Below are 24,207 nucleotides of genomic sequence, written 5' to 3'. Positions count from 1 at the left end.
AGCTGGGTCTTTAGCTTTAGCTTGTGCGATTAGGTCCGTTAGTCGCGACACGTTTTGATTGCCCCTTAGCCACCATGCATGGATGGCAGTCCCCGCCGCAATGCGCGGCGATCTAGTTTCTACTTCCGACGATCTGCCGGATTGCCTTTGCCGGGTCGAAATTCAGCAATTCCGCCAACTCCAAGAACTCCACGACGTCCACCCTTCGCTGCCCGCTTTCCAGCCGCGCCACGAAGGACTGATATTCCCCCAGCTTCGCGGCCAGCTCGGTCTGCGTCAGCCCCGCCGCTTCGCGCTTCTCGACAAGCAGCGCGATCAGGGCTTTGTGCCGCTCCGTTCCGAGGGTCTTGACCACGAATCGCCCCACCTGGTGCCAGATGGGGGCTTCAGTTATATCTGATTTTCAGGTATCTTAAATTCAGATAATTGACGGCGGTTTGGGGCTGCTGGTGGAGCTTTCTGGCTGGATCATTGGCGGCATCGCCACTTCACCCATTTGGGGCACGTTGCTCTGGCACACATGGGAGCTGAGCATCCGGCCCCGGCTGATCCCGGTAGGTGATATCAAGGCGTTGGCTGACGATTTAATTGCCAAGTACGGCCCGCGTGCCGAGGAGATCGCCTTTATCGAAGAAGATCGGGCTTGGCGCTATTCCGAAACCTTCGAGCAAGGCAAGTGGCATCGGGTCCGGCGGGAGCTATGGCGGCGATACGAGACCGGGGAATGGGAAGGGCCCCAACAACTGGAGGCAGGAAGCCCTTCGCCCTGAAGTATCAACAGGTTGAAGGGCTATGCCGCTCTATTCTGGTCCGTTGTTTCTGCTTGGTTCCTGATTTTTAGCCAGACTATTAGATGTGTTTGCTTCCTACATTTTTGTTGGGAGAGAAAGACTTTGCTTTCTGAGTTTTCCTAGGTTGGGTTGTCGGAGTTCCCTCAGAAGGATAATCATTGGCCGCCGGGGATCCGACGTCGGCAGAAACAATGACTGAAGAGAGCAGTGCGGAAACTTCTCTCTTCAAGATACAGTCTTACAGACTCGATAACCGGCATCGAAATGCCGACTCCACGGCGGCGATGGCGCGTTTCACGGTGTCTCGCTGGCGTTTTGCCTCTGTTTCTCGTGTTTCATCTCCCCGTTTCAGCAGCTCGGCAGGTAAGAGCGTCACGGGGACTCGCTGGTGCGGTTCCGCGTTTCAGCGGCATTTCGCATGGCCGGGGTAACAAGGGGGAACCGGGCCGTGACGGAACCGGATCACTTCGCCCGGCGCAACAACTCGCCGCTCCTGTGCATCGGACGAGGATCGTTTCCCGCCAAGGCTTCCAATCTAGCCTCCTTAGCCATGCGTCTAGCGAGGTCGAATGAGAGGATGCCCGGTTTGCCAAGGCTGATCTTGCCTTGCCGACCACGCCCCCCAATGCGGAACATCACAATATAAGTTCTGACGCCTGTTGGCCGAACACGAAGACCAAATCCCGGCACTGCCTCCGACCACATCGTATATTCGGTGGAGCGGGGTGGTGCATTCAAGGCGATCTCTTCCGACAGGTCAGGCCGCACCACGACGGCCAGCTTCTGAATGTCCGCATTCATGTTCGGGACAAAGAGAAGGTCTGCGTCATCGATATCGGCAACGTATTCGCCTGATAGAGTGACCTTTTCCTTGTAGTATCGGGGCAGCATGTCCCGAAAAGCCCGGCGGGCGAATGCGTCGGAATAGCCCTGATGCCGCAATGCCCAGTAGGGATCGCGACGGACGCGGGGATCATGCGACGTGATAGGTTCCCGCTGCAATCGCCTTAAGAGCTGTTCGTCGGTGGGGTTGTTGCGGGCCTTCATGCGCCAGCCCTCCGGCAAGACCATGCACCATCGAGCGGACCCGATGGTGCATGGCGGTGCTGGTTACTCGCGGCGGATGTCCGCCACCTCCGCGCCGAGGTAGCGCGCGAGCTGGGGAATGGTCGCGGTCGTGTAAACGCTCGGCCCGGCTGCCAGATAGACGATTGCGCCATCCGCGCCATTCGCGCGTCCGCCCGCGATCTGGCTGCGACGCACCAGCGCGCCGCCGCCCGAAGCGGCAGGGATGAGAATGAAATTGTCGTCGGTGTCGAAGTCGGCCATGGGAATGGTCCTTTCAGTTGGCGTTGAAAGGGCGAGCCGTCCTCGCCCCTCCAATACAAACCAGACCCCCATATGGTGTCAACTAATTGATTTTCCCCAGAAAATTTTTCCTCGTGCATCTTTTAGGCCTCCTCGAATGGCAGGCCTTGGCCGCTCTTCAAATAAGAGAAAGCTCGAAGGTGCAAATGAGCCTCGCTTGAGGAGGCGAAGGGGCCAGTCATGCGACCGAACACCCATGCATCCAGGGCGTCAGCGCGATAACGGACGGCACGTCCCCATTTCCAATGCCTCGGGCCGCCGCCGACGACAACGAGCTTGGCCAGCCATTTGTAGGAACACGGCACGCCCCACATCTCTGTAACGTAGTGGGCGGCCTGCTTGCGATTGAGGTAGATAGATTTCATCCCGGTTCTCCTGATTGAAGAGCGCCGGGGCTGTTCCCCGACTGTGGTATATACAGTGGACGCTGGATTCTACCGGGTGTCCGGCGACGATGATCTACGGTGATTTTAAGGTTGTTGCTCTGAGGGCACACTTCCGATGGCGGCAGCGATGGTATTGGCAATCTCCTCCGATGCTCGCCGCAGCGGATCGTCGGCAAGATGCGCATAGCGCTGCGTTGTGGACGGATTGTTGTGACCGAGCAGCTTTCCGAGCGCTGGCAGTCCGATCCCGCTCGCCGCTCCGATAGAGGCGTAGGAATGGCGCAGATCATGAAGGCGTAGCCCATCAAGCTCCGCGTGCTTGATGATGCGTGCCCAGGGACGATGCAGATCGGCGCGTGGCTTCTCCGGATCGTTTCCGGCAATGACATAGACGCCGCTGCGTGGCAGGTCCGACAGGACCGCTAAGGCCGATCCGGCGAGCAGCACCTTTTTCTGGCCGGTCTTGCTGTCCGGCAAGTTCAACACGCCGCGTTCAAAGTCGATATCCTGCCAACGCAGATGCAAAATTTCGCGCAAGCGGCACCCGGTGAGCATCAAGAGCCGGATGGCGGCTGTGACGTATGGGGAAAAGACCTCGCGCTGGTTCTCGGGGCGAACGGGACGATGCTTGGCCTTCTTGCCTTCGTTGAAGGCCCAAGGCAGGCCTTCCGTTTCCGCAAGCGCCAACGTTTCGCCCAAGCGCCGGAACTCCTCGGTCGTCAAAAAGCGCTCGCCTTTGCGATCCTTGTAGAGCAGCATGTTCCGGCACGGGTTCTCTTTGAGATAGTCGCGGCGCACGGCGTAGGTGAACATGCCGCCGAGCAAGCGAACTGTCCGGGTGGCGGTGCCTCGCCCGCCTTTGACGCCGCTGCCACGCCGCCCGGGCTTTTTCGGGCGTGCAGTCTTTCCCGATGCAACATCGCGCAGGAATTTACTGATATCGCCGCGCGTCACCGCACCGATCCGTTTGGTGCCCAAGAGCGGACGGATATGGGCTTCGATCCGGCTTTTGTCGCTCTCGATGGTGGAGGCCTTTTTGTGATCCACGCCTTCGCGCAAATACTCGTCGCAGAGCTGCGAGATCGTCATTTCGGCTCGCACGCGGGCGCGCTCGACCGCGACATCTTCACCCAGCTCGGCCTTGGCGAGAACCTTGTTCGCCTCCTCCCGCGCCTGCTCGACGGTGATCTTCCCATAGGTGCCGATGGTGACTTTACGCGGTGTCGCGTTCCGTCCGCCAACCCGGTACATCACGATGAAGGATTTCGTGCCCGTCGAGCGCACCCGGCATCCGAAACCGGGTAGCTTGCCGCACCAGACGACATAGTCCCCGCCTGCGGGAGAAGACCGTCCACGACCTTCTTTGTCAGCTTCTCATTTGCCATCTCTTGATCGCTCCGGGTAGCACCGGGGTAGCACGGGGGCGGTAATCTCCAGGGTTCACCACACCGCCGTTCAATCAAGAGAAACAGCAATATTTCAAATAAATCAACTATTTAGGTATAGTCGAGCGACCACTGGAAATCTCGGGAAAACACAAGAAGTCACGCTCCGAAGGCAAAGGTCACACGTTCGAATCGTGTCGGGTGCGCCAGTCTGGCTTTGCGCAGACACGTTTGGCGACCTCCCAATCCCATCTCTGAACAACCGAGGCCGCGCGCGGCTGCGGATGCAAAGCGGCTCGTAGGCAAAGCGGCGCGTGTGGGCCCGGCCGACGCCGGCCGCCCCTAAGCCGCCCTGCTCTGCGCCTGATCCCCGATCAGGTGCACGCGATTCCGGCCCGCAGCTTTGGCCTGATACAGCGCGAGGTCGGCTTCTTCGAACAGGTCGGCGATCCGCCTGCGATGCGGGCGGCCGATCAGGGCGGCGCCGATTGAGGCGCTGACCGCGATCCGATGACCGTTCCAGAACAGCGGGCGGCTGAGCATCACGATGGTCCGCTGCAGCACCTCTGCGATCCGCGCCGGATCGGTCGGCGCCCGCAGGATAATGGAGAATTCGTCGCCGCCGAGACGGCTGATCAGACCGGCGTTGTGGAACGCCCGCCGCAGGCGCTGCGCGACCTCGCACAGACATGCGTCGCCGGCCAGATGACCGAGCGTGTCGTTGAGCTCCTTGAAGCCGTCGAGGTCGATCAGCACCAGCGCCGAGGCGAAGCCGTGATTGAGGCTGTCGTCCACCACCTCGCGATAGCGCGCCTGAAACATCGCGCGATTGGCGAGCCCGGTGAGCGGATCGGTTTCGGCCTGCCGCCGGAGCTGTTCGATCGACAGCCGGTCGGCGGTGACGTCCTGCTTGCAGCCGAACACCCGAACCGTCCGGCCGTTCTCTCGTGCCGCGTTGATCGACAACCGCATCCAGCGCGCTTCGCCGCGCCACGTCCTGATCTCGGTATCGAGCGTGATCGGGCAGCCGGTCCTGATCGCCTCGGCGCGGGCGAGCTCCATGTGGCGCCGGGATTCGTCGACATACAGATCGACGATGCTGGCGCGCCGCAGCGGATTGCCGACCGGATAGCCGAACAAGGCATAGACGCCCGACGTCCAGCTCAGGCGCTCGGTGTCGAGGTCGCACTCCCAGGCGCCGATCCGAGCGGCGTTCAGAGCCTCGTCATAGAGCCTTACGCGTGCTTCGTCTGGGAAAAGCGAGGCAGCAGGGTCTTTCCTCATCGGCGATCCGGCAGCATCTCACGACTTCATCTACCAACTTTAGGACTAGGACGGCGGTGTTAATGAACTCTATATGCCGGCCGGCATCGGTCCGAAACGGCGGCGGTCGAACGTTGGCGCGGCGCTGCCGGACGATCCGCGGCGTCGCCGATTTGGGCCGAGCAGGCGGAGCCCCGTTCATCGCCGCAGGTTTGCGACGCCCAATTCGGCCCAGAGCCAGCCGAAATCGTAATCCGCCATCGGACCATCGGATTTCGCCGTCCGATTTTCGATCAGCTTCAGCCAATCGACGACTTTCGCCCGCCCGCTTTCATCTTCGACAGCCTGTCTCGGCGTCTGTCCGTCGAGCATGGCGACGGGTTGATCGAGCACCTCGCGATAGTGCCGCTCCAGATGCTGGTGGACGACGGCGCGCCGCTCGTGTTCGGGGATCTCGTCGGGGGTCGGCATTGCGGCGCGGCTCGACTCCAGCATTTCCTCGACCGCCTCCGTCCTGATCAGAGGCAGGCCGACGCGGGGGCCGAGGATCTCGGTCAGCAGCGCGCAGCCACGGTTGCAACGCTGCTGCGAGTTGACGCAGAGCACCAGCGTGTCGTCCTCCAGCAGAAGTTCGCCGAGCTGAAGCATGCCGTCCTCCTGCAGGGTTTCGAACATCAGCGTTTCTTCAGGCGAGTCGTCGTCCGGGGCCGTACCGCCCCGCTCGCGCTGACCGACCCACGACCAGGAGGTCGCGCTGGTCGGACGAAACTCCGGGCGCGCCTGCAGGCATCGACCGATCTCGTCGCCGGTGATGCCGGTACCGAGCCGAAACGACACCTCGCACAGCAGCAGCTCGTCGCCTTCGGCGTTGCGCAGCTCGGGAAGCCGGGCCGACTCGATCCGGTCGATCGCGTCGATCAGCCAGAACGACGAGAACATCGGAGCGACCAGCCGCAGTCGTTCCGCAGGAGCCAGTGCCGCCAGTGCGGCCTCGCCGTCGAAGTCGTCGTCGAACTCCTCTCCGGCCTCCTCCGCCAGTTCCCTCTGCTCCTCGATGCTGAGAGTGCCTAACTGATTGAAGGCCGTGATCAAGGCCTCCGCGACCTCGCGTTCGAACGGCAGGACGCCGCCGCTGATCTGCATCTTCGACCCGACCTGAACGATGCGGGCGGCGATCCGATCCCAGCACTTCAGAGTTTGGGTCGCGCTCCGCTCGCTGACCAGAACCGGCTCGCCGCCGCGGATCAGATCGCGCGCGCGGAACGAAGTGTCACGGACGACGTCGCTCACCTCGTAGAGACTCATCGTCGAATCGCGCAGCGCCGCGATATAGGCGCGGACCGACGCCGTTTCCTTCCAGCCGCGGCGCTTGAGATAGTCGTCGACAACGTTGCCGCCGTCTTCGAAATCCCGGGTGAGGAAATCTTCGAACGCGCACGCCCATATGGTGCTCGCGAACAGATCCTGGCCGATGATCGACACCGCGTCGTCCAGATCGACACCGGCTTCCTCGCAGGCGGGCATGGTGTGGCTGGCGAGGACGACTTCGAACCGATCGACCCACGGATCGCGCAACGCATGCTTGATCAGTCCCCTGAGCATATGCTTGTCGGCCATGTTTCGACCCGCATCACGCAAGTTGCATCCAGGCGCGTTTCCACGCGTCGCACGCCAGTCTAGCAAGCGCGCGCCGCCGCCTCGACCCCGAACGTCGGCAGTCCTGGCGCAATCCTCGGAATATCAACGGTGTTCGAAGGCGAGGCCCTGCGTCCGGCTCACCCCCGGGCAGCCCGCGGCTCGGCGATCTCCGAAATCCGGGCCATGTCCAGGATCGTCAGGCGGTGGCGGCCGCTTCTGACCAGGCCCTGTTTCTGCCAGGCGCTCAGGGTGCGGCTCACGGTGAAATAAGTGACCCCGGCCATCGAGGCGAGATCGACCCGGGTCACCGGGGATTCGATATGGATGCCGTCCACGGTGGTAGTTCCGGCCTGGGCCGACAACCGCAGCAGCGAGGCGGCGATCCGCTGCGCGATGCACTTGCCGGTCATCTCGGTCGCGCGCTGCAGCATCTCGCGCGTACGATCGCCGGCGATACACACCACGTTGTCGGCAATCATGGGATGTTGCCGGGTTAGCGCCACGAACGAACCAATTCGCCACGCCAGCGCCGTGGTGTCCTTGATCGCGGTTGCGGTCGCCGGATAGGTCTCCTGGCGAAACGCCGCCACACAGCACAGATCGCCCGGCCGCATGATCCGCAGTGTGATCTGCTCGCCCTCACTGTTGATCTGGGTGATACGCACCAGTCCGGACACGATCTGAAACAGATATTCCGGGGCGTCGCCCTGATGAAACAGCACCTGACCCGGCTGAAACTGGCGCGGCGTCGACGCCGCCAGCAGCCGCGACGTCTCGGCCGCAGGCAACTGCGAGAACAGCGCGCTCCGCGTCGCGGCCGCGCGTAGGACACCCTTTTGCATCGTCGATCCGTGAATGTGCGGCGTTTGTCGTCGAGCGTTCCCTACGACGCTCTCCCTATCAGCACGGAGGCCGGCTGTGTTTTGAAGCCCTCTAATCGGCGCGTGAATAAATGTCACACTTGCAAGGATTTCCAGCTTCGCCGCGTGCGACGTCGCGCGTTGTTTGCTCGAAAGCAAACAGCGCCGCGGACGTGCTCGATATGGTCGAGGCCGATCGAGAAAGCCGGGTTGCCATCGAGATCACATCCGAAAGATCGCTCGTCATCGCCCCTCCTGTGCTGTTGCCGGCACGGGGGTCGGCTGGGACGGCCGGTCTTTCGTTCGCGAGGAGGGCGAGCACATCGCCGCTGCGCGCGTCGACACGACGGGCGATCATCGAATGGACGGGGCATGGGAATGAAAGCGGATGCACATCCGGAATTGCGCGGCTTGACCGAGGGGGTCGAGACGGGGGCACGACGGCGATCGGTGTCGACCATCGCGGTCGCGGCGCTGTTGACGTCGAGCAGCCAGCTTTGCTTTGCGCAATCGGCTACGCCCGGCGCCACCATCACGCTCGACACCATCGTGGTCGAGCAGCGCCGTGAAGCCGTCCGCAGCCCGGCACGTCCGCAATCGGTAGTGCGCCGCGCCGCGCCGGCCGCGACGCCCAGCACCGCGCCGGCGGCTTCCGCAACCCGGACCGTGGACCTGGTGCGCGAGCGCTTCAACGTGCTGGCGGGCGGCGTCGCGCTGGTGTCGCAGAAGGACATGCCGAACGCCGGCAACCCGACGCTGGCCAATACGCTGTCCGGCGTTCCCGGGCTGATCATCCAGAATTTCCTCGGCGCCAATGACCAGCCGCGGATCCAGATGCGCGGATCGGCACAGCAGAATCCGGCCGAGCGCGGCGTGCTGGTGCTGTACAACGGCCTGCCGATCAATCGCGCCGACGGCTCCTACATCGTCGGCTTCGCCAATCCGCGGCAAGCCGAGGCGATCGAAGTGTATCGCGGCTACATGGCCAACCGGCTCGGCGCCACCGTGCTGAGCGGCGCGATCAATTTCGTATCGCCGACCGGATCGAGCCAGCCCGGCGTGCAGATGTCGGTGAGCGGCGGCAGCTTCGGCCAGATCAACAGCAGCGCCCAGATCGGCACCAAGAAGGACAATGTCGACGCGTTCCTGCAGTTCGACACCACCCGCCGCGACGGATTCCGCGACTACAATGCGTCGGACCGCACCAGCCTCAACGCCAATGTCGGCATCGCGCTGTCGGAGAACGTCAAGACCCGGTTCTTCCTGGGCTACACCGATCTCGGATTCGACGTCGCCGGGCCGATCAACAAGGATGCGCTGTTCGCCAATCCGCGGCAGACCGCGACCGGCCCGACCGTGGTCAACGGCGTCGCGATCAATCCGGGGCCGAACGCGGTGCGCGACAAGCCGCGGCGCGACGCCAGCCAGTTCATGATCGGCAACCGCACCACCGCGACCTTCGATGCGCATCTGATCGATATCGCGCTCGGCTACACCTACACCGACGACACCTTCCGGTTTCCGATCTCTTCGGGGGTGCGCGCCACCAAGGGCGGCGACTTCACCGGCTTGGTGCGCTACGCCTACAACCCGGCCGACGCGCTGCTGCCGCTGTTCGAAACCACCGCGCAGTACAGCGTCGGCTCGGCGGATCGCGACTACTACCTCAATCAGAGCGGCATGACCGGCGCGCAGTTCGGCAGCAACCGGCTGGATGCGCAGACGCTGTCGCTCTACGCCGGCGCCAACGTGCCGGTCTGGCAGCAATGGACGGTGTCGCCGGCGATCTCCTACGCCTATGCGACGCGCGACAACGACGATCTCTACACCGCCGCGACGCGGCCGACCATCGCGTACAATCCGTCCAGGCCGAACGTGCTGCTGCCGAACGGAGCGGTGCCGACTCAGACCAACAGCTATGCGCGATCGTACTCGGGCTGGAATCCAAGTCTGGCACTGTCGTACCGGCCGGACTCGACCCAGACCTTCTTCATCGCCGGCAGCCACAGCTTCGAGCCGCCGACCCACGACGACCTGATCGCCACCATCAACGGCACGCCGAATTCGAGCCCCGGCCGCCCGACGCCACCCAGCCCGACTCTGGCGGCCGCGGCGTTCGCGACACCAAACCTGTCGGCACAGACCGCGGTCACGGTGGAGGGCGGCTGGCGCGGCCGCGCCGACCGGTTCTCGTGGGACGTCGTCACCTACTACTCCTGGATCGACAACGAACTGCTCAACCTGCGCGACGTCACCGGCGCCTCGCTCGGTGCGATCAACGCCGACCGCACCACGCATTTCGGCATCGAGCTCGGCGCCGGCATGAAGTTCACCGATCGGCTGTCGGGCCGACTCGCCTACACCTATCAGGACTTCCGTTTCGTCGACGATCCGCTGCGCGGCAACAACAGGCTCGGCGGCGCCGTGCCGCATCTGATCTACGCGCAGTTGCAATTGCAGGCGACCGACGCCTGGATGATGCAGGGCGCGGTGCGCTGGAGCCCGGCCAAGGTCGCGGTCGACAACATGAACACGCTGTATGCCGACCCTTACGCCGTGGTCGACCTGCGCAGCGAGTACCGGATCAACAAGACCTTCCGGGTGTTCGGCGAGATCACCAACCTGTTCGACAAGACCTATGCGGCGACCACGCTGGTGGTGGATCAGGCGCGCCCCGATCAGGCCGCCTTCCTGCCCGGCGACGGCCGCGGCTTCTACGCCGGCATCAAGGCGTCGTTCTGATCAACCAGCAAGGATACGATATGACCAAACGCCTTCTCGTGGCGGCCGTTGCGGCCGCTACGTTTCTCACGCCGGCGATCGCCGCGGACTCGGCCAGCCTGTCCCACTTCCTGGAACAATGGGACATCAACAATGACGGCGTCGTGACGCTGGACGAGATCCGGGAGGGACGCGCACAGCGGTTTTACGCCTTCGACGCCAATGCGGACGGTTCTCTCGACCGCGACGAATACGCCCGCTTCGACAAGGTGCGCGACGCCGGAATCGCGCGGTTCTCGCCTGCGGAGCAGGCCAAGATCCGGCAGATAGCCGACGGCCTGACTCTGCCGCGCAACGACGCCGACGGTGACGGCCGGGTGTCGCGCGCCGAGTTCATCGACGGCAGCGTCGGCTGGATGAAGGAGATCGACAAGGACGGCGACGGTCGGCTGACGGCCCGCGACTTCCCGGAGTGACAATTCACCGGATGCGCTCGAACGGATTCGGAATCGGGCCGCGCCAACATTAGGCAGATGCTGCCGCAATGTTGGGCGGGCATCCGGAAGCGATAAGACCAGCTTTGCACAAGCGATAAGCAACAATCTTCAGCGATAAGAAAAGGGCTGCGCACCATCATGCGCAGCCCTTATCGTCGTCGAGAATTTACGGACGCCCGACTACTGCAGGCCGATCGTCGTCAGATCCTGGAACCAGTGCTGGGCCTGGACGAAGCTCTTCACCTTCGGCGACAGCGCATGCGGATTGGTGTCGTGCACCACCCACACCAGCGCCGCATCGTCGACGATCTGGGCATGCGCTTGAGCCAGCAGCTCGTCCTGCTTCTTGTCGTCGAAGGTCTGCTTGGCCTCGTCAATCAACGCATCGACCTTCGGGTTCTTGTAGCCGCCCCAGTTGACGCCGACCGGCGCCACCTGACCGGAATGGAAGAACCGCACGATCGCATACAGCGGGTCGGAGGTGACGTAGGCGATGTTGTTGGCGGTGATGCCGGCGTTGGATTCGTCGGCCGCGCCCTTGCGCCAGGCGGTGTACAGCACTTCGAGTTCAACCACCTTGAACTCGACGTCGATCCCGATCTCCTTGAAGCTCTGCTGCAGGAACTCGTTCATCGGCAGCGACAGCATCTGGCCGGTGCCGCCGTTGGCGATGATGAAGGTGGTCTTGAGCGGCTTTTCCGGCGAATAGCCGGCTTCCTTCACCAGCTTCTTGGCTTCGGCCAGATCGTATTTGATCTTGAACGACGGATGACCGAACCACGGGCTCGACGGATCGACCTGACCGATCGCCGGCTTGGCGAGGCCGTTCATCAGCCCGACCACCGCCTCGCGATCGATCGCGAGATTGAGCGCCTTGCGCAGGCGAACGTCCGTCCACGGCGAGCCGGGCAGCACGCTAAGGTGATAGTTCCAGACGTGCGGCGTGACGTTGTCGACGATCTTCATGCCGGCGGCCTTGAGCTGCGGCACCGCGTCGGGCGCGGGCGTTTCGATCAGATCGACCTGCCCGGCCAGCAGCGCATTGGTGCGGGTCAGCGCCTCCGGCATCGGCACCAGCACCAGCTTGTCGGTCTTCGGTAGCCGCGACTTGTCCCAGTAATCGCTATTCTTCGTCAGCTCGGCGAGTTCGCGCGGCACCAGCTTGGTGAGCTTGAACGGACCGGTGCCGGACGGATTGGCGGCGAACTTGTCCCAATCCTTGCCGACCTTCTCGTACTGCGCCGGGCTCGACACCAGGAACCACAGCATCTGATACGGAAAGAACGAGTCGACCGTCTTGGTGGTGATCTCGACGGTGGAATCGTCGATCTTGGCGTAGCTCTTCACCGAGGGCAGCCGCGTCTTGACCTGCGCGCTCTGCCGCTTGTCGAATTGCGGCGCCTTGTCGTTGAGGACCTTGTCGAGATTCCAGATCACCGCGTCGGCGTTGAAGTCGCTGCCGTCGTGAAACTTGACGCCCTTCCGCAACGTGAAGCGCCACTTGGTCTTGTCGGCATCGTCGACCTTCCACTCGGTCGCCAGCCCCGGCACGAGTTTGCCCGGCCGATCGCCGACGTTCATCTCCCACGCCACCAGCGGATCGTAGATGGTGTAGCCGGTGAACTGATACGCGCCGGCGCCGCGATCCGGCTGACCGGTGGTCAGCGGAATGTCGGCCATCGAGATCCCGTAACGCACCACTGTTTCCGCACGCGCCGCACCGATTGCGCTCGCCGCGGCAAACAACGCGCCCAGCACCCATGAACTCTTAAGTCGCACCATCGCAACTGATCTCCTGATGACGATGGGCGAACCGCTTGCAACGGACGCGCCACGCCGGACCTGCAGTTTTGCATTGGGGGTCTGCGCGTCTTCTCCGGCGCGCCCCGCGGCCGACTGCCGCTTTGGATGGCACATGCATTGCATTGACCAGCCTGCCAATTAGTCACTGCATAGGGACTCTCGTCGAATGCGTAATTTTGGTCGTAACAACCGCCGTGCTGTGCTGCTCGCTCTGTCGATGGCAAGCGTCTTCATGGTGCCGTCGCTGGCATCCGCCGAATCCGTTCTGCGCATCGGCATGACGGCCGCGGACATTCCACGCACGCTCGGTCAGCCCGATCAGGGCTTCGAAGGTAATCGCTTCACGGGTCTGACGATGTATGACGGCCTGACGATGTGGGACCTGTCGTCGGCAACCAAAGCGAGTGTGGTCATCCCCGGCCTCGCCACCGAGTGGAAGGTGAAGGACGATGATCACACAAAGTGGATTTTCAAACTGCGTCCGGGCGTGAAGTTTCACGACGGCAGTGACTTCAACGCCGACGCTGTGGTGTGGAACGTCGACAAGGTGCTCAACAAAGATGCACCGCAATACGACCCCAGCCAGATCGGCGTGACAGCATCGCGGATGCCGACGCTGGTGTCGGCGAAGAAGATCGATGACCTGACCGTCGAGCTGACCACCAAGGAGCCCGACAGCTTCCTGCCGATCAACCTCACCAACCTGTTCATGGCGAGCCCGACCAAGTGGCAGGCGCTGTACGACAAGGCCGAGGGCGCCGACGCCAAGGCGAAGTCGACCGCCGCCTGGGCCGCCTTCGCCAAGGACGCGTCGGGCACCGGCCCGTGGAAGATGGCGAAGTTCACGCCGCGCGAACGGCTGGAGCTCACCAAGAACGACGGCTACTGGGACAAGAAGCGCGTCCCGCATGTCGACCGCATGGTGCTGCTGCCGATGCCGGAAGCCAATGCCCGCACCGCGGCGCTGCTGTCCGGCCAGGTCGACTGGGTCGAAGCGCCGGCGCCGGATGCGGTGAAGGAGATCGAGGCCCGCGGCTTCAAGATCGAGAAGAACGAGCAGCCGCACGTCTGGCCGTGGCAGTTCTCGCGAATCGAAGGCTCGCCGTGGAACGACATCCGCGTCCGTCGCGCCGCCAATCTGTGCATCGATCGCGAGGGCATGCGCGACGGCCTGCTCGCCGGCCTGATGGTGCCGGCGACCGGCACGTTCGAGCCCGGCCATCCCTGGCGCGGCAAGCCGCAGTTCCAGATCAAGTACGATCTGCCGGCGGCGCAGAAGCTGATGAAGGAAGCCGGCTACGGCCCGAACAAGAAACTCACCGTCAAGGTGCAGACCTCGGCGTCCGGCTCGGGCCAGATGCTGCCGCTGCCGATGAACGAGTATCTGCAGCAGGCGCTGGCGGAGTGTTACTTCGACGTCAAGCTCGACGTGATCGAATGGAACACGCTGTTCACCAACTGGCGCCGCGGCGTCAAGGATCCGTCGGCGAACGGCTCGGATGCGATCAACGTCACCTACGCGGCGATGGATCCGTTCTTCGCGCTGGTGCGCTTCCTGCAGTCGTCGATGGCGCCGCCGGTGTCGAACAACTGGGGCTACATCAACAATCCGAAGTTCGACGAACTGGTGAAGAAGGCGCGCACCACCTTCACCGACAAGGAGCGTGATGAAGTCCTCGCCGAGCTGAACGCCGCCTCGATCGACGACGCCGCGTTCCTCTACGTCGCCCACGACGTCGGGCCCCGCGCGATGAGCCAGAAGGTCAAGGGCTTCGTGCAGCCGAAGAGCTGGTTCGTCGACTTCTCCCCGGTGTCGATCGCACCGTAGGAGACGGCTTCCCTCTCCCCTTGTGGGAGAGGGTGGATGCGCGCCGCCAGGCGCGCAGACGGGTGAGGGGTAGACGCGGTGACGCACCTCTCCCGCCTCGCCCCCTCATCCGGCGCGGACTTCGTCCGCGCCACCTTCTCCCACGAGGGGAGAAGGGCAAGGAAGTCGTCCTGATCTGCTGAATCGAAGGTGCACCGTGCTCGCCTATATCGCCCGCCGCATCGTCTATGTCGTTCCGATCGTCCTCAGCGTCGCGCTGGTGTGTTTCCTGCTGGTGCACATCACGCCCGGCGACCCACTGGTCGCCGTGCTGCCGGCGGACGCGTCGCAGGAACTCGCGGCGCAGCTCCGCGCCGCCTACGGCTTCGACCGGCCGTTGCCGGTGCAGTTCGGGCTGTGGCTGTGGAAGGCGGTGCACGGCGATCTCGGCACCTCGATCGCCACCGGCCGGCCGGTGCTGGCCGAGGTGATGCGCGCCGTCAGCAACACCGTGATGCTGGCGATCGCCGCCGCGATCATCGGATTCTCGTTCGGACTGCTGTTCGGCCTGATCGCCGGCTACTTCCGCGACACCTGGATCGACAAGCTCGCCACCGGCATCGCCATCGCCGGCGTCTCGGTGCCGCATTACTGGCTCGGCATGGTGCTGGTGATCGTGTTCTCGGTGCAGCTCAACTGGCTGCCCGCGGTCGGCGCCGGTCCCGGCGGCTCCGGACAATGGGCCTGGGACTGGGAGCACCTGCGCTATCTGATCCTGCCGGCGATCACCACATCCGTCATTCCGATGGGCATCGTCACCCGCACGGTGCGGGCGCTGACCGGCGATACCCTGTCGCAGGATTTCGTCGAGGCGCTGCGCGCCAAGGGCCTGCGTGAGACCGGCGTGTTCGGTCACGTCATCAAGAACGCGGCGCCGACCGCGCTCGCGGTGATGGGCCTTCAGTTGGGTTACATGCTCGGCGGCTCGATCCTGGTCGAGACGGTGTTCTCCTGGCCTGGCTCCGGCCTGCTGCTCAACTCGGCGATCTTCCAGCGCGACCTGCCGCTGCTGCAGGGCACGATCCTGGTGTTGGCGCTGTTCTTCGTGCTGCTCAATCTCTCGGTCGACATCGCCCAGGCGCTGATCGATCCGCGGATCAAGCGGGCCTGACGTCATGGGAGCACCGACGATGAGTTTGACCGCTGCCGACGCCGCACCGCAGACCGCCCCCGCCGGCAAAGCGCGCGGCTATTGGGCCAATGTCGGCCGGCGCCTGATCCGCGACAAGATCGCGATGACTTGCGGCGTCATCCTGCTGCTGATCGTGCTGGCGGCCGTGTTCGCACCTTGGCTGCACCTCGCCGACCCGTATCAGGGCTCGATGATCCGAAGGCTGAAGCCGATCGGCACCGCCAACTATCCGCTCGGCACCGACGAGCTCGGCCGCGACATGCTGGCCCGGCTGGTCTATGGCGGCCGGCTGTCGCTGTTCATCGGCGTGCTGCCGGTGATCTTCGCCTTCATGATCGGCACCTCGCTCGGCCTCGTCGCCGGCTATGTCGGCGGCAAGGTCAACACCGCGATCATGCGGACGATCGACGTGTTCTACGCCTTCCCCTCGGTGCTGCTGGCGATCGCGATCTCCGGTGCGCTCGGCGCCGGCATCACCAACTCGATCGTGTCGCTGACCGTGGTGTTCGTGCCGCAGATCACCCGCGTCGCCGAGAGCGTCACCACCAGCGTCCGCAACATGGACTTCGTCGAAGCCGCACGCGCCTCCGGCGCCGGCGCCTTCACCATCATGCGGGTGCACATGCTCGGCAACGTGCTCGGACCGATCTTCGTCTACGCCACCGGCCTGATCTCGGTGTCGATGATCCTCGCCGCCGGCCTGTCGTTTCTCGGCCTCGGCACCAAGCCGCCGGAGCCGGAATGGGGCCTGATGCTGAACACGCTGCGCACCGCGATCTACGTCAATCCCTGGGTGGCGGCGCTGCCCGGCGTGATGATCTTCGCGGTGTCGATCTGCTTCAACCTGCTGAGCGACTCGATGCGCAGCGCCATGGACATCAGGAACTGACGCGATGAGCAAAGCAGTCTCCGCAATCGCAGAAGTCGAAAAGTTCGAGCCGATCGAAGACATCGGCGGCGCCGCCCAGCCGCTGCTGCAGGTCAACGGTCTCACCAAGCACTTCCCGGTGCGCGGCACCGGACTGTTCGGCGGCGCCAAAACGGTGCGGGCGGTCGATGACGTCACCTTCTCGATCGCAAAGGGCGAGACGCTGGGCATCGTCGGCGAATCCGGCTGCGGCAAATCGACCACCGCGCGGCTGTTGATGCACCTGATGCCGGTGACGGCCGGCGAGATCATCTTCGACGCCCGGCAGGTCGGGCGCGAGCTGAGCTTGCGCGAGCTGCGCCGCGGCATGCAGATGGTGTTTCAGGACAGCTATGCCTCGCTCAATCCGCGGCTGACGATCGAGGACTCGATCGCGTTCGGTCCCAAGGTCCACGGCATGAGCGATACAAGCGCCCGTGCGCTGGCGCGCGAACTGCTCGGCAAGGTCGGGCTGCGACCCGAGAACTTCGCGCATCGCTATCCGCACGAAGTCTCCGGCGGCCAGCGTCAGCGCGTCAACATCGCACGCGCGCTGGCGCTGTCGCCGCGGCTGGTGATCCTCGACGAGTCGGTCTCCGCACTCGACAAATCGGTTGAGGCGCAGGTGCTGAACCTGCTCGCTGACCTGAAGCGCGAGTTCGGCCTGACCTATCTGTTCATCAGCCACGATCTCAACGTGGTGCGCTACATCTCCGACCGCGTGCTGGTGATGTATCTCGGCGAAGTCGTCGAACTCGGCCCGGTCGACGAAGTGTGGGACGCGCCGGCGCATCCGTACACGCGGGCGCTGCTCGCGGCGATGCCGTCGTCCGATCCGGATCGCCGCACCGACGTTCCGCCGATCACCGGCGATCCGCCGAACCCGATCGATCCACCGGCCGGCTGTCGTTTTCACCCGCGCTGTCCGTTCGCCGAGGCGCTATGCTCGCAGGCCAAGCCGAAGCTGTCGCCGATCGGCGACAGCGGTCATCAGGCCGCGTGCTTCATGTCGATCCCCGGCTCGGGACACAGCCGCGCCCCGTAAGGAGAAATCAGCAGTGATCAAGCCAGATCCCGCAACCATCAAGGCCATGGCGGAGATCACCGGGCTTCCGGTCGACGACGACGTCGCGAAGCGAATCGCCAATTCGATCGGCCCGGCCTTCGAAGGGTTCATGCCGGTCGCGGGCAAATTGCCGTTCGACCTCGAGCCCTCGACCTACGTCGTCGCGCAGAACGAGGCTGCACGATGAGCCTGAGCAATCCGGCATTGCTGACGCTGACCGAAGTCGCCGAAGCCATCGCGTCCAAGGAGCTGTCCTCGCGCGAGGTCACCGAGGCCTGCCTCGATCGCATCGTCCTGGCGCAGCCGAAGCTGAACGCGTTCATGGCGATCGAGCCGGACAGCGCGCTCGCCGCAGCGAACGCAGCCGACGCCGCACTGGCGAAGGGTGAACGCAAAGGACCGCTGCACGGCGTGCCGCTGGCGCACAAGGACATGTACTACGAGACCGGCTTCGTCGTGACCTGCGGCTCCAAGGTCCGCCGCGATTTCGTCGCCACCACGACCTCGACCGCGCTGCAGCGGCTGAAGGACGCCGGCCAGGTGCGGCTCGGCAGCCTGCAGATGTCGGAGTTCGCCTACGGCCCGACCGGCCACAACGCGCATTACGGCGCGGTGCGTAATCCGTGGGGGCTCGACCACATCACCGGCGGCTCGTCGTCGGGCTCCGGTTCGGCAGTCGCCGCGCGGCTGACGTTTGCGGCGCTCGGCTCCGACACCGGCGGATCGATCCGGATGCCGGCGCATTTCTGCGGCGTCACCGGGCTGAAGACGACCGTAGGGCTGGTCAGCCGCGCCGGCGCGATGCCGCTATCGCATTCGCTCGACACCGTCGGGCCGCTCGCTCGGACTGCCCAGGATTGCGCCCTGCTCACCGGGCTGATGGCCGGCGCCGATCCCGCCGACCCGACCGCCTCGCACCGCCCGGTGCCGGACTATCTGGCCGCCACCAAACAACCGCTGCAGGGCATCAGCATCGGCATTCCGAAATCGTTCTATGTCGACGATCTCGATGCCGAGGTCGCTCGCGTGCTCGACGACACCAAGGCCGCACTGGTGCGCGAAGGCGTGCGTGTCATCGAAGTCGAACTGCCGGATCAGCGCCAGCTCAGCGCCGCCGCACAGCTCGTGCTCGCGGTCGAAGCCGCCGGCTTCCATGGCCAGTGGATGCGGGACCAGCCGCAGGACTACGGCCCGCAGGTGCTGATGCGGCTGCAGAACGCGCTGGCGATTCCGGCCGTCACTTATCTGGAAGCGATGCGCTGGCGCGGCGTCGCGCTCGCCGAATTCGTCGCAGCCGTGGCCGGTGTCGACGCGGTGCTGGCGCCGGTGTCGCCGGTGCCTGCGCCGACGATCGCCGAGAGCGACGTCGGCAACAGCCTGAACGCCGAGACCGTGATCCAGCGGCTGACCCGCTTCACCCGGCCGATCAACTATCTCGGCCTGCCGTCGCTGGCGCTGCCGTGCGGCTTCTCGAATGCCGGCCTGCCGATCGGCCTGCAACTGATCGGCCGCCCGTTCGACGAAGCGATGCTGCTGCGGATCGGCGCAGGCTGGCAGCGCACCACCGACTTCCATCGACAATGTCCGGAGCTGTAGATGAGCAACCTGGTCGACATCCGCGATCTCAACGTCCGCTTCACCGGCGAGCGGACCGTGTACGCCATCAACGATCTCAACCTGTCGCTCGGCCAGGGCGAGGTGCTGGGCCTGCTCGGCGAGTCCGGCTCGGGCAAAAGCGTGACGCTGCGCGCCCTGATGCGGCTGCTGCCGAAGAAGCGCACAGGGATCACCGGCAGCATCCGGGTCGCCGGCCAGGACGTGCTGGCGCTCGATGACGAGGCGCTGTCGACCTTCCGCGGCCAGACCGTGTCGATGATCTTCCAGGAGCCGGCGCTGGCGCTCGATCCGGTCTACACGGTCGGCCAACAGATCGCCGAGTCGGTGATGCGCCACGAAGGCAAGAGCAAGCGCGAGGCGATGGCCCGCGCGCTGGAGATGCTGGAGGTGGTCCGGATTCCCTCGGCGAAGCGGCGGCTCGACGCCTATCCGCACGAGATGAGCGGCGGCATGCGGCAGCGCGCGATGATCGCGCTGGCGCTCGCCTGCAAGCCGAAGATCCTGCTCGCCGACGAGCCGACCACAGCGCTCGACGCCACCGTGCAGATCCAGATCCTGCTGCTGCTGCGTGAACTGCAGCGCGAATTCGGCATGTCGGTGATCTTCGTCACTCACGACATCGGCGTCGCGATCGAGATCTGCGACCGCGTCGCCGTGATGTATGCCGGTCAGACGATCGAGCAGGGTTCGTTGCGCGATATCGTACGCGAGCCGCAGCATCCTTACGCGCAGGGACTGCTCGCCTCGACGGTGCATGGCGCCAAACGCGGCGCGCGGCTGGAAACCATTCCGGGTGCGCCACCATCGCTCGACGCTAAGCCGGTCGCCTGCTCGTTCGCGCCGCGCTGCGCCCATGCCCAGCCACGCTGCTCCGCCGGCCTGCCGCCCGAAGTCGCACTCGGCCCGGGCCGGATGGCGCGCTGCATCCTGGCCGAGCCGGCCGCACTGGTCGGCTGAGCGCGCAGCCGGCCGCCGGCTTGTGCTTCAGATGTGCGCCGCGAGGTCGGCCAGGTCTTCGATCAGCACGTCGGTCTGCGCCAGCATTGTCTCTACCTGCCCCACGGCTTCGCTGACCGACAGACCCGCGGTGTCGAGCACCAGTTCGCTGGCGGTCGGCGGCTGATAGTCATTGCCGATGCCGGTGAAGTTCGGCAACCCGCCGGCACGCGCCTTGGCGTAGTGCCCCTTCGGGTCGCGCTGCTCGCAGACGTCAGCCGAGGTCGCGACATAGATCTCGCGGAAGCGATCACCGGCGATGCGCCGTGCCGCGGCGCGGTCGGCGAGCGCCGGCGATACTGCCGCAACGATCGCAACATGGCCATTGGCGGCCAGATGCGCGGCGAGCTCGGCGAGGCGGCGGATGTTCTCCGCCCGATCCGCCGGCGAGAAGCCGAGGTCATTGTTCAGTCCGGCGCGTAGCGTGTCGCCGTCGAGCAGGATCGGCGAGCCGCCGCGATCGAACAGCCGACGCTCGAGCGCTCGCGCGATCGTGGTCTTGCCGGAGCCCGGCAGCCCGGTGAACCACAACACCGCGCCGTTGTGGCGATAGCGCGCGGCGCGTTCGCCCGGCAGCAGCGCGGACTCCACCGGGACGATATCGGCGGTCGCGGCGCGCTGGCCGCTATCGACGCTGAGCACCAGACCGCCGCCCGCAATCCGGCCGTTGATTTCGATCACCAGCCGCCCGGTGCGCGGATTGCTATCGGCCGGATCGGCCGCGACCGGCTGCGACAGCGACAGATCGATTTCGCCGACATGGTTGCGTTTGATCTCGGATGCGGCCTCGCTGGCGAGATCGCCGGGATCGACCGCCTTCTCGATCGCCACGACGTTGGCGCGGGTCTCGCGGGTGCCGAGCCGCACCAGCACCGAGGCGCCGGCGGTGAGCGGCTGATCGTGCAGCCAGAAAATCCGCGCGCGCAGCCGGCGGGTATCGCGCGGCGCGGTGCCGGCATGGCCGATCACGTCGCCGCGTTCGACGAACAGCTCACGGTCGAGCGTGATGCCGACCGAACGGCCGGCGCCGAACGAACCTGCAAGCGGCGTCACCGGCCAACCTTCGACGGTCTTGATCTTGGCGATCTTGCCGGCCGGCATGATGACGATGTCGTCGCCCGCCCGCAGATGCCCGGATTCGATACGGCCGGCGACGATGCGGCGATCGTCGAATTTGTAGATCGCCTGCACGGCGAGGCGCAGCGGCAACGCGTCGAGCGGCTGCGCCGGCGTCAGCTTGTCGATCGCCTCGACCACGGTCGGGCCGTCGTACCAGGCGATATTGTCGGTGCGCGCCGCCACGCCGTCGCCCTCACGGGCCGAGATCGGAATCACGGCGGTCGGCGTCACGCCGAGCGAGGTCAGATGTGCGGTGATCTCGTTGCTGATGTCACCGAACCGCGCCGCCGAAAACTCGACGCGGTCCATCTTGTTGACCACCACGGCGACCTGCTTGATGCCGAGCAGTTGCAGCAGATAGCCGTGACGCCGGGTCTGATCGCGCACGCCTTCGAGCGCGTCGATGATCAGCACCGCGCCGTCGGCCTGCGAGGCGCCGGTGATCATGTTGCGCAGGAATTCGGCGTGGCCGGGCGCGTCGATCAGCACCACGTCGCGCGACGGCGTGCGGAAGCGGATCTGGGTGGTGTCGATGGTGATGCCCTGGTCGCGCTCGGTCTGCAGCGCATCGAGCAGGAACGACCACTCGAACGGCATGCCGCGGCGGGCACTGACCGCCTTCAGCATCTCGAGCTTGCCTTCGGGCAGCGAACCGGTTTCGTGCAGCAGGCGGCCGACCAGCGTCGACTTGCCGTGGTCGACGTGGCCGACGATGACGATGCGCACCAGCGGACGAACGGCGTCGGCGGCGAGCGAGGCGGGCGGAACGGCGATGGTCATGGCGTCACTCACGGGTGCGGATCACAGATAGCCGGCGACACGAAGCCGCTCGAACGCGTCCTCTGTTTCGTGGTCGAGCGCACGGCCGGCGCGCTCCGGCACCTTGGTGGTCTCGAGTTCGAGCAAAATCTCGTCGATCGAGGCGGCGTTCGAGTCCACCGGGAAGGTGATGTCCTGGTCGCCGAGCGAGCGGTAGCGCTTGCCGTCCTGCGCCAGATACAGCGGAATGATCGGGATACCTTCGCGCTTGGTGTAGGCCCAGATGTCGGCCTCGGTCCAATGCAGGATCGGATGAATGCGCAGATGCGCGCCGGGCGGCGGCGAGGCGTTGAACTGATCCCAGAATTCCGGCGGCTGATCACGGACGTCCCATCCGCCCTCGGTGCCGCGCGGCGAGAACACCCGCTCCTTGGCGCGAGTGGCTTCTTCGTCGCGACGGATGCCGGCGATCAGTCCGTCGAAGCCGTATTTGGCCAGCGCAAGCTTGAGGCCTTCGGTCTTGCGGGCAGCGGAGCGCGCAGCCGGCGGCAGTGTCGGATCGACGCTGTCGATCGGCGGGCATGGATCGACGCGCAGATCGAGATCCCATTCCTTCGCGTAGGTATCGCGGAAGGCGTACATCTCGGGAAATTTCTTGCCGGTATCGACGTGGAGCGCCGGGAACGGGACGCGGCCGAAAAACGCTTTCCGTGCCAGCCAGATCATCACGTTGGAGTCTTTGCCGAGCGACCACAGCAGCGCCAGCTTCTTCAGTCGGGCGAACGCCTCGCGCAAAATGAAAATGCTCTGCGCCTCCAAGGCGTCGAGGTGATCCATCGCGCGGAGCTGATCCTCCAAAGGCGGCTCAGGGACCAAGCCCCGCGCAGGGACCAAGCCCCGGTCCGGGACCAGGGCCAGTGCGGCGGTTTCTCGCGCAGCGAGCGTCATGACAAGCTCCAGAATTAGCGGTCCCGATCAGCATCGGGCCAGTCGTGACTGCGGGTTCGCAATGCCGCCCGACGGGGGAGGAGAACGGGCATCTCTGGAACGCGCAGAACGGAGGTGAAATTTCTATTTCGAACGCCGCATTTAGAAAGAATAATTTTCTATTTTGGCGCTTGCACGATACTTAGATAGAAAATATTTCTAGTCAATCCTTCTTCGTGGATCAGCGCGTCGCTGAGCCGCGCAAGCAACGCGATCGATAGTGACGATCTGGACGCGGTGATCGATGACCGAACTGGCGCAGCCTCTTTCCTCCCCCACTACCGGCCCTGCCGGCCTGGAGTTGCGCGCGCAGGCGCTCGACGCCGCGTTGCGCGCCGCCTCGCCGGCCGAAGTAATCGCAGCAGCGCTGCGCGAGATCGGCCGCGACAAGCTGGCGCTGGTGTCGTCGTTCGGCACCGAGTCGGCCGCGCTGCTCAAAGTGATGGCCGATGTCGATTCAGCGATCCCGGTGGTATTTCTCGACACCGGCTGGCTGTTCGAAGAGACGCTGGCGTATCGCGATACACTCACCGCAACGCTCGGCCTGCGCGACGTGCGTTCGATCCGGCCGCTCGACACTGATCTCGACCGCGATGATGTGTCGCGCGAATTGTGGTTCTCCGATCCGGACAAATGCTGTCTGATCCGCAAGGTCGAGCCGCTGCGCCGCGCTCTCGCGCCGTTCGACGGCTGGATCAATGGCCGCAAGCGCTTTCAGGGCGGCGCGCGCGCCGACATTCCGGTGGTCGAGGCCGATGGCGCGCGGCTGAAGTTCAATCCGTTCGCCAACGTCACGCCTGCCGACATCTCGGCGATCTACGCGACCGCCAGGCTGCCGCAGCATCCGCTGCTGGCTGCTGGATTCCTGTCGGTCGGTTGCATGCCGTGTACCAGCCGCGCCGAAGTCGGCGAGGATGCGCGCGCCGGCCGCTGGCGCGGGCGCGGCAAGACAGAATGCGGCATTCACACGACGAAGACTTCATAGAACACTGCGGTCGCAACTAAGCGAACAATGAAATGCCGTTTCGTTGACTTGGCGCGCTTT

23 protein-coding genes and 1 pseudogene are annotated in these 24,207 nt (G+C 64.7%); 11 read left to right on the top strand and 13 right to left on the bottom strand.

The annotated features are described in order from the left end of the window. Window positions 1-112 precede the first annotated feature (112 nt). Window positions 113-355: a helix-turn-helix domain-containing protein gene (locus tag FLL57_RS23220; RefSeq protein WP_142884136.1), complete on the bottom strand. Its 243-nt coding sequence runs from the start codon at window positions 353-355 to the stop codon at window positions 113-115. Window positions 356-437: 82 nt separating this feature from the next. Here FLL57_RS23220 and FLL57_RS23215 point away from each other — a divergent pair, with 82 nt between their 5' ends. Then, window positions 438-770: a hypothetical protein gene (locus FLL57_RS23215; protein ID WP_142884135.1), complete on the top strand. Its 333-nt coding sequence runs from the start codon at window positions 438-440 to the stop codon at window positions 768-770. A 483-nt stretch (window positions 771-1,253) separates the two neighbouring features. Here the strand turns inward: FLL57_RS23215 and FLL57_RS23210 are convergent, their stop codons facing one another. From FLL57_RS23210 to FLL57_RS23455, 9 genes and pseudogenes are all read right to left on the bottom strand, one after another. After that, window positions 1,254-1,838, bottom strand: a complete 585-nt coding sequence (locus tag FLL57_RS23210) for an Arm DNA-binding domain-containing protein (protein WP_185966172.1) — start codon at window positions 1,836-1,838, stop codon at window positions 1,254-1,256. A 63-nt stretch (window positions 1,839-1,901) separates the two neighbouring features. Next, a complete protein-coding gene (locus tag FLL57_RS23205; protein WP_142884133.1) occupies window positions 1,902-2,120 on the bottom strand; it encodes a hypothetical protein in 219 nt (72 codons plus the stop codon). A gap of 122 nt (window positions 2,121-2,242) precedes the next feature. Next, window positions 2,243-2,524 (bottom strand): DNA-binding protein, encoded by a 282-nt coding sequence (locus FLL57_RS23200; protein ID WP_142884132.1) that lies wholly within the window; start codon window positions 2,522-2,524, stop codon window positions 2,243-2,245. Window positions 2,525-2,629: 105 nt separating this feature from the next. Continuing rightward, the gene (locus tag FLL57_RS23680; protein ID WP_433962625.1) at window positions 2,630-3,634 is read right to left on the bottom strand and encodes a tyrosine-type recombinase/integrase; all 1,005 of its coding nucleotides are present in this window, start codon (window positions 3,632-3,634) and stop codon (window positions 2,630-2,632) included. Window positions 3,635-3,661: 27 nt separating this feature from the next. Next, a pseudogene (locus FLL57_RS23715) lies at window positions 3,662-3,835 on the bottom strand (Arm DNA-binding domain-containing protein); the annotation flags it as partial. A 437-nt stretch (window positions 3,836-4,272) separates the two neighbouring features. Next, window positions 4,273-5,214 carry a sensor domain-containing diguanylate cyclase gene (locus tag FLL57_RS23190; RefSeq protein WP_142884130.1) on the bottom strand — a complete coding sequence of 314 codons (942 nt, stop codon included), beginning with the start codon at window positions 5,212-5,214 and terminating at the stop codon, window positions 4,273-4,275. A 177-nt stretch (window positions 5,215-5,391) separates the two neighbouring features. Then, window positions 5,392-6,810 carry a hypothetical protein gene (locus FLL57_RS23185; RefSeq protein ID WP_142884129.1) on the bottom strand — a complete coding sequence of 473 codons (1,419 nt, stop codon included), beginning with the start codon at window positions 6,808-6,810 and terminating at the stop codon, window positions 5,392-5,394. 158 nt (window positions 6,811-6,968) lie between these two features. After that, window positions 6,969-7,673 (bottom strand): Crp/Fnr family transcriptional regulator, encoded by a 705-nt coding sequence (locus FLL57_RS23180; protein WP_013500608.1) that lies wholly within the window; start codon window positions 7,671-7,673, stop codon window positions 6,969-6,971. A 91-nt stretch (window positions 7,674-7,764) separates the two neighbouring features. Next, complete coding sequence (locus tag FLL57_RS23455) at window positions 7,765-7,938, bottom strand: hypothetical protein (protein WP_190273374.1); 174 nt, start codon at window positions 7,936-7,938, stop codon at window positions 7,765-7,767. A gap of 131 nt (window positions 7,939-8,069) precedes the next feature. Between FLL57_RS23455 and FLL57_RS23175 the strand changes: the two genes are divergently transcribed. Both FLL57_RS23175 and FLL57_RS23170 read left to right on the top strand, forming a co-directional pair. Continuing rightward, a complete protein-coding gene (locus FLL57_RS23175; RefSeq protein WP_142884271.1) occupies window positions 8,070-10,433 on the top strand; it encodes a TonB-dependent receptor family protein in 2,364 nt (787 codons plus the stop codon). Window positions 10,434-10,453: 20 nt separating this feature from the next. Further along, window positions 10,454-10,888 (top strand): hypothetical protein, encoded by a 435-nt coding sequence (locus FLL57_RS23170; RefSeq protein WP_142884128.1) that lies wholly within the window; start codon window positions 10,454-10,456, stop codon window positions 10,886-10,888. 201 nt (window positions 10,889-11,089) lie between these two features. On the opposite strand, the gene FLL57_RS23165 is transcribed toward FLL57_RS23170, so the two are convergent. Beyond that, entirely contained in the window at window positions 11,090-12,691 is a 1,602-nt protein-coding gene (locus FLL57_RS23165; protein WP_142884127.1) for an ABC transporter substrate-binding protein, read from the bottom strand. 187 nt (window positions 12,692-12,878) lie between these two features. On the opposite strand from FLL57_RS23165, the gene FLL57_RS23160 reads away from it, so the two are divergent. The 7 genes from FLL57_RS23160 (at window position 12,879) to FLL57_RS23130 (ending at window position 20,258) form a co-directional block, all read left to right on the top strand. Further along, window positions 12,879-14,540 carry an ABC transporter substrate-binding protein gene (locus FLL57_RS23160; protein ID WP_142884126.1) on the top strand — a complete coding sequence of 554 codons (1,662 nt, stop codon included), beginning with the start codon at window positions 12,879-12,881 and terminating at the stop codon, window positions 14,538-14,540. A 196-nt stretch (window positions 14,541-14,736) separates the two neighbouring features. Beyond that, the gene (locus FLL57_RS23155) at window positions 14,737-15,690 is read left to right on the top strand and encodes an ABC transporter permease (RefSeq protein ID WP_047309287.1); all 954 of its coding nucleotides are present in this window, start codon (window positions 14,737-14,739) and stop codon (window positions 15,688-15,690) included. A gap of 19 nt (window positions 15,691-15,709) precedes the next feature. Then, entirely contained in the window at window positions 15,710-16,600 is an 891-nt protein-coding gene (locus tag FLL57_RS23150) for an ABC transporter permease (protein ID WP_142884125.1), read from the top strand. 4 nt (window positions 16,601-16,604) lie between these two features. Next, on the top strand, window positions 16,605-17,663 hold the full coding sequence (locus tag FLL57_RS23145) for an ABC transporter ATP-binding protein (RefSeq protein ID WP_142884124.1): 1,059 nt from the start codon (window positions 16,605-16,607) through the stop codon (window positions 17,661-17,663). Window positions 17,664-17,676: 13 nt separating this feature from the next. Further along, window positions 17,677-17,871 carry a hypothetical protein gene (locus tag FLL57_RS23140; protein WP_013500600.1) on the top strand — a complete coding sequence of 65 codons (195 nt, stop codon included), beginning with the start codon at window positions 17,677-17,679 and terminating at the stop codon, window positions 17,869-17,871. Beyond that, on the top strand, window positions 17,868-19,280 hold the full coding sequence (locus tag FLL57_RS23135; protein ID WP_142884123.1) for an amidase: 1,413 nt from the start codon (window positions 17,868-17,870) through the stop codon (window positions 19,278-19,280). Before FLL57_RS23140 ends, FLL57_RS23135 begins: the two co-directional genes overlap by 4 nt. Continuing rightward, complete coding sequence (locus FLL57_RS23130) at window positions 19,281-20,258, top strand: ABC transporter ATP-binding protein (RefSeq protein ID WP_142884122.1); 978 nt, start codon at window positions 19,281-19,283, stop codon at window positions 20,256-20,258. It abuts the gene before it with no gap. A 27-nt stretch (window positions 20,259-20,285) separates the two neighbouring features. On the opposite strand, the gene cysC is transcribed toward FLL57_RS23130, so the two are convergent. Both cysC and cysD read right to left on the bottom strand, forming a co-directional pair. Beyond that, the gene (gene cysC, locus FLL57_RS23125; RefSeq protein ID WP_142884121.1) at window positions 20,286-22,196 is read right to left on the bottom strand and encodes an adenylyl-sulfate kinase; all 1,911 of its coding nucleotides are present in this window, start codon (window positions 22,194-22,196) and stop codon (window positions 20,286-20,288) included. 21 nt (window positions 22,197-22,217) lie between these two features. After that, window positions 22,218-23,012: a sulfate adenylyltransferase subunit CysD gene (cysD, locus tag FLL57_RS23120; protein ID WP_142884120.1), complete on the bottom strand. Its 795-nt coding sequence runs from the start codon at window positions 23,010-23,012 to the stop codon at window positions 22,218-22,220. A 394-nt stretch (window positions 23,013-23,406) separates the two neighbouring features. Here cysD and FLL57_RS23115 point away from each other — a divergent pair, with 394 nt between their 5' ends. After that, on the top strand, window positions 23,407-24,147 hold the full coding sequence (locus tag FLL57_RS23115; RefSeq protein ID WP_142884119.1) for a phosphoadenylyl-sulfate reductase: 741 nt from the start codon (window positions 23,407-23,409) through the stop codon (window positions 24,145-24,147). Window positions 24,148-24,207: the final 60 nt, after the last annotated feature.

Origin of the sequence: Rhodopseudomonas palustris (assembly GCF_007005445.1) — a bacterium.
Taxonomy (GTDB): Bacteria; Pseudomonadota; Alphaproteobacteria; order Rhizobiales; family Xanthobacteraceae; genus Rhodopseudomonas; species Rhodopseudomonas palustris_G.
Note: the sequence above shows the minus strand (reverse complement) of the source record. Positions and strands in the feature narration are given on the sequence as shown.